This is a genomic window from Pseudoalteromonas rubra, from assembly GCF_005887095.1.
GTDB lineage: Bacteria > Pseudomonadota > Gammaproteobacteria > Enterobacterales > Alteromonadaceae > Pseudoalteromonas > Pseudoalteromonas rubra_E.
In genome coordinates, this window is sequence record NZ_PNCI01000083.1 from 1 (window position 1) to 5,925 (window position 5,925).

Genomic DNA, 5,925 nt, shown 5'->3' on the forward strand with positions numbered 1-5,925 from the left:
GCCTTAGCGCGGGCAATCGCAGCAGCGACGGCGGCCTTGCGAGGATCTTCCGGCTCAGCGTCTGTCTCGACGGGTTGCGCCTCGTCCGCGACTGTATCCGTTTGCAGCTCGGCTTCTTTGGCTGCTTTCTTTGCCTTAGCACGGGCAATCGCAGCTGCAACGGCGGCCTTGCGAGGATCTTCCGGCTCAGCGTTGGCCTCGGCTGGTTCAGCATCTGTTGATTGCTCGGTCTCTTTAGCGGCTTTCTTTGCTTTAGCACGAGCGATGGCGGCGGCAACGGCAGCCTTGCGAGGGTCTTCCGGTTCAGCGTCAGTCTCTGCAGGATCTGCGTCTGCTTGCTGCTCGGCTTCTTTGGCGGCTTTCTTTGCCTTAGCACGGGCAATTGCAGCGGCAACAGCAGCATTGCGGGGATCTTCCGGCTCTGCGTTGGCCTCGGCTGGTTCAGCATCTGTTGATTGCTCGGTCTCTTTAGCGGCTTTCTTTGCTTTAGCACGAGCGATGGCGGCGGCAACGGCAGCCTTGCGAGGATCTTCGGTTCCTGTGTCGCTTTGTGACGGTGTTGCCTCGTTGTCCTGCTGGGCTGATTTTTTCGCTTTGGCGCGTGCAATGGCCGCAGCAACAGCGGCTTTACGCGGATCCTCTGCTGTGGCAGCTGAAGAGTCAGTCGCGTCATTTTGTTGTGCTGCTTTTTTAGCTTTAGCCCTTGCTATGGCGGCGGCAACGGCATCTTTGCGTGAGCCTTCTCCGCCGGCATGCATCTCAGGGGCAGCTTGTGCGTCTTTTTCTGCTTTGTACTGACGCGCTTTTTCTTTGCGCTTAGCGCGCTCCAGCGCGACCTCTGAATTGTCTGGCTCCAGTGTGCCATCGGCCGATTTCTTAGCCTTAGCCCGTTCTATCGCAGCCTGTACTGCGGACTGGCCGTCTTTTTTCTGTTTGACGCGCTCCATCGCGGCGCTGACTTTATCGCTTTGCTCTGCACTGCGGGTACTGCTGCGCGCTGAGCGTTTATGGCGATTCTGACGCTCTTCCTGCTCCCGCTCTAGGCGCTCTTTACGTGCCTCAAAACGCTCCTTTGCACGCTCCGCTTTCACTTTTTCCAGTTTCTGTTCGCGGATCTCTGCTTTGGCAACCCGGTAGTACTGCACCAATGGAATCTCACTCGGACAGACATAGGCGCAAGCACCACACTCAATACAGTCGAACAAATTGTGTTCTTCCAGTTTGTCGTACTCTTTGCCTTTGGCAAACCACTGCAGTTGTTGTGGCAGCAGGGTTTGAGGACAGGCATCGGCACATGCGCTACAACGAATACATGCCTGTTCGGGGCCGGCAACGGCCAGCTCCTGGTTATCCGGTGCCAGAATACAGTTGGTGGTTTTTACGACTGGAATTCGCACCGTTGGCAGGGTAAAGCCCATCATAGGACCACCCATGATAACACGCTGTTCTGCCACAGGTTCAAAGCCCTGGCAAGTAAGTAAGTGCTTAATCTCTGTGCCCAGCAGTGCCCAGACATTTTGTGGTGTCTGGATGGTGTTTCCGGTCACAGTTACCACGCGCTCAATCAGCGGTTTGCCTTTGCATACGGCTTCGCTGACGGCAAACAAAGTACCGACATTCTGTACCAAGACGCCAACATCGGCAGGTATTCCGCCACTGGGGACTTCTTTAGAGGTCAATACCTGGATCAATTGTTTCTCACCGCCCGAGGGGTATTTAACCGGCAGGCCACGGATCAGGATTTTGCTATTGTGAGCGGCCGCCGCGGTCATCGCCTGAATAGCCTCAGGTTTGTTGGTTTCAATACCAACCAGCACATATTCCGGGCTTAGCAGGTGCTGCATGATCTCTATGCCCTGCACAATTTGCTCGGCATGTTCGCGCATGAGCAGATCATCTGCGGTGATGTAAGGCTCGCACTCAACGCCGTTGACCACTAAAAATTCAACTGGTTTATGCTTTGCGCTGTCGGCTTTGACATAGGTTGGAAAACCCGCACCGCCCATTCCGGCAATACCGGCATGGTGAATAATGTCGATCAAGGCCTGGTTATCTAGCTGGGTGAAGTCCGAAACCGGACTAAGTTCACACCAGCTGTCCTCTCCGTCTGGCGTGAGTACGATACTCAATTCAGGTAAAGCGGAAGGGTGTGCTGAAGGCATAGGTTTGATGTCACTGATCACCCCAGAAGTTGGCGCATGCACAGGCAAAGACCAGTTTGCACCCGGGCGGGTCAATGCCTGACCTTTTAGTACCCTGTCCCCTTTATTTACCAGCAGCTGACCGTTGGCTCCAATATGTTGCTTCAGAGGTAGCACCAGATAGTCGGGCAGGGGAATACGACCAATACTCGCCTGATTTGACACAGATTTTTGCTCCGGTGGATGAATGCCGCCGGGAAACTGCCACAATTTACCGTGTTCAATTTGCTCAAGTAAAGTTTCCACTTAAACCTCTTAGTCGATTTGCTTTACAGGAATGGCATCAATTTGCCATTTCCAGGTTTGGACGGTTTGTGCCACCGGGATCATATCAATACAATCGACAGGGCAGGGGTCAACACACAGGTCGCAGCCGGTACACTCGTCTGCAATGACGGTATGCATTTGCCGGGTCGCGCCGACGATGGCATCAACCGGACAGGCCTGAATACACTTAGTACAACCAATACACTCATCTTCGCGTATATAGGCAACCTTCTTAATGGGCTCTGCTTCTTCACCCCCGGCCAGAGGCTTGGCCTCAACGCCCATTAAATCGGCCAGTTTTTTCACCGTTGCCTCGCCACCAGGTGGACATTTATTTACGTCATCACCATTCGCAATCGCTTCTGCATAGGGGCGACAACCGGGGTAGCCACACTGACCACATTGTGTTTGCGGCAAGATGGCATCTACCTGATCAACAATGGGGTTGCTTTCAACCCGGTACTTTACGGCGGCGTAGCCGAGAATAAGGCCAAAAACCAGCGCCAGTGCGCCGATGGCAATTAGTGCATAAAACAGTGTCATCTTAGAACTTCACCAATCCAGAAAAACCCATAAAGGCCAGCGACATCAGTCCGGCTGTGATCATGGCAATTGAGGCACCTTTAAATGGTGCCGGTACATCCGCGACGGCCAGACGCTCTCTCAGTGCGGCAAACAAGACCAGCACCAGTGAAAAGCCAACGGCAGCGCCAAACCCATACACCGCCGAACCAATGAAAGTGTGGTCATTTTTGATATTGAGCAGCGCAACCCCTAACACCGCGCAGTTAGTGGTGATAAGCGGCAGGAAAATACCGAGCAGGCGATATAAGGTTGGGCTGGTCTTGCGAACGACCATCTCTGTAAACTGCACAACCACAGCAATCACCAAAATAAAGCTCATGGTGCGCAGGAAGGTGAGATCCAGTGGCAGCAAAATGTATTGATTGACCAGGTAGCTGGTGACAGAAGCCAACGTCAGAACGAAGGTGGTCGCGAGTGACATACCAATAGCGGTTTCGAGTTTGCCCGAGACACCCATAAACGGGCACAAGCCGAGGAATTGCACCAATACAAAGTTATTTACCAGCACTGTGCCAATAAGCAACAGAATATACTCTGTCATGCTTGCCCCTTAGTGTGAATGAATTTACAGAGAACCAGAATAGACTGAGAATTCTAACAATTTCGGGCTTGAGATCACAGCATTTAGCCGGGAGAGAGGGGGGAAAGTTTGTTAAAAATGGCTAGTAAAGTTGACAAAAGGGCGACAGACTCGCCCCTTTGTCATCAGAGTATTAAATTTCTTTTGGCTTTTCGATGTAATAACCCTGAACGCCATCCAGACATAAGGTTTCAACGATGTGTTTTTCTTCCTGGCTTTCGACTCCTTCGGCAAACACACTGACCCCGATACGGTGAGCGAGGTCGACCATCAGACGCATAAAGTACTGGTTGTTTTTGTCTTCTTCCAGTCCTCGGGTATAGCTGGCATCCATCTTAATAAAGTCGGGTTTCAGGTCGCGGAAGAACTTAAAGGATGTGAGTCCCACACCGAATCGTTCAACGGTTATCCGAGCACCAACCCGGTGTACCATATCGATAAAGCGCTTACTGGCTTTGATATTCTGTTGCAAGCCGAATTCGCTGACTTCAAAGATAAGCTTAGATGCCAGGTTGGCTTCTTTTAATAAGCGTCGCTCAAGCCAAATTACAAACTGATCGCTGTGCGCACTGGACGCGGTTACATTGATACCAAAGAACTTCTCATTGAAGTTGCGCGACTTAATCATCTCGATTGAGGTGTCAATGATGAGTTGATCAATTTCTACCGCCATTTCCAATTTTTCGGCCATTGCCAGGAAAGAGGCCGTGGGTAGCATTTGCCCGTCTTCGGTTTTAAAGCGTGCTTGTATTTCGGCATAGGCTTTGACATTTTTACCAATTGGCATAATGTTCTGCATCATCAGCATAACGCGACGGCTTTCTATGACTTCACGAATAACGCGTCGCCAGTTCTGGTTCCCGAAACCCGCGCCAACATTATTCACTAAATCGGTTTCGCGTTGCAGGTGCCAGGCGTTGGCTTGCTTGCTTTGGGCCATACTCATAGCGTTGTCCACAACGGATAGCAATTCGCCTAAAGGCTTGCCCGACTCATAAGGGACAATACCTGTGTTCGCAACCGAACTTAATTCCTGGTTTTGCTGATACTGGGTGAATCTGGCTTGCAGGGTTTCACCAAAACGCTCAGCTTCTTTAGACGGGATATTTGGCAAGATAACCGCAAAATCTGAGCTGTTCAGTCGGAATACCTGGCTACCTGTGTAAGTACCGCTGACATGTTTTACGATGTCGGCAATTCCTTTAATATACAGATCGCCTTTCTGATAGCCTCGAGTTTGGTTAATCATTTGCAGTTCACTGCAGCGCACCATTGCCAGTGAACCGAAGCTCTTGTCGCTGGCTGACTCAATTTGGTGTTCGTAGTACTCAACAAACATATTGCGGTTTCCAAGTCCGGTCACCACATCTTTATAGGCTTCTTGTTTGATAGACTGGGCCGCTGACTTAATGTCTTCCTGCTTGCTCTTTAAAAAGTGCGCAAGTCGATTGAAAGAGGGCGCCAATTCTGCACCAAGCTCAGCCACTTTATTGGTGTTGAAATCCTGATCTATGCTTTCAGTGACCTGATTCTGAGTAATATAGATGTCAACCGCATCGGCAACCGTCATACTGACATTGCGGTTAAGCTTGCGATAAATTGTCTTCATATAAAAGATGGGTATAAAGGCCATCAGTGCGGAGATGATGATCATGAAAACAAGCGCCTGCTGTAACAGCTGAGCTTGACTCTGCACATTGATTAAAAATTCAATTTTGATGTCTTTACTTTTATTAACCGCAAACTGGGGTCTAATTGAGTTTAGTGTGTCGGCAATCATGCCCGCTAATATGGGCATTTCGCTTTGGGTATTGATGTTGAGTACGGTTTGCCCGGCAAAGTCGCGCACAATAAAGGAAGAAAAGACATTGCCACTGCCAAGAGACAAGCGAATATGCTCGGGCGTGACATCTGCCATGGTTTTTTCCTGAATATAGTTGCTTACCATGCTCTGTGCATTTTGCTGGGCTCTGCTGACGGCGTTGTCAAAGCTGCTTGCAATCAAGAAGCTACCAAGCGCAGAAAAAACAATCCAGGAAACGAGCTGGAGAAATATGAGTTTTTTAAAACCTGCCATTGTTATTCATCTACCTGAAACTGGGATTAAATTCCGTTCGTCGACTGACTTGCTTTAGCAGCATTTTTGAGGAGTGAAATAGCCGCCTAGAATGCCTGTAGGGTAGAGCATTCATTAGAAAAAGTCTAATATAATCGAACAATTGCCAATATGAAGTAAGCAGGAATTAAAGATAAAGAAGGGAATATAATGAGATGGCTCCCCCTCCCCGACTC

4 protein-coding genes are annotated in these 5,925 nt (G+C 50.0%); all 4 read right to left on the reverse strand.

Annotated elements, in window-relative coordinates; translation table 11 throughout:
* Nucleotides 1-2,447, reverse strand: a 2,447-nt coding sequence (rsxC, locus tag CWB99_RS22695) for an electron transport complex subunit RsxC (protein ID WP_138686229.1), incomplete at its 3' end; no start/stop codon positions are given.
* Between the two features lie 9 nt (nt 2,448-2,456).
* Nucleotides 2,457-3,011 carry an electron transport complex subunit RsxB gene (gene rsxB, locus CWB99_RS22700; RefSeq protein WP_046006703.1) on the reverse strand — a complete coding sequence of 185 codons (555 nt, stop codon included), beginning with the start codon at nt 3,009-3,011 and terminating at the stop codon, nt 2,457-2,459.
* 1 nt (nt 3,012) lies between these two features.
* Complete coding sequence (rsxA, locus tag CWB99_RS22705) at nt 3,013-3,594, reverse strand: electron transport complex subunit RsxA (protein WP_010386487.1); 582 nt, start codon at nt 3,592-3,594, stop codon at nt 3,013-3,015.
* A 172-nt stretch (nt 3,595-3,766) separates the two neighbouring features.
* Entirely contained in the window at nt 3,767-5,710 is a 1,944-nt protein-coding gene (locus CWB99_RS22710; RefSeq protein WP_138551581.1) for an EAL domain-containing protein, read from the reverse strand.
* Nucleotides 5,711-5,925 lie beyond the last annotated feature (215 nt).

Coding starts and splice junctions, on each gene's coding strand:
- CWB99_RS22710 (WP_138551581.1), bottom strand. CDS start 5,710: ATGGCAGGTTTTAAAAAACTCATATTTCTCCAGCTCGTTTCCTGGATT.
- rsxB (WP_046006703.1), bottom strand. CDS start 3,011: ATGACACTGTTTTATGCACTAATTGCCATCGGCGCACTGGCGCTGGTT.
- rsxA (WP_010386487.1), bottom strand. CDS start 3,594: ATGACAGAGTATATTCTGTTGCTTATTGGCACAGTGCTGGTAAATAAC.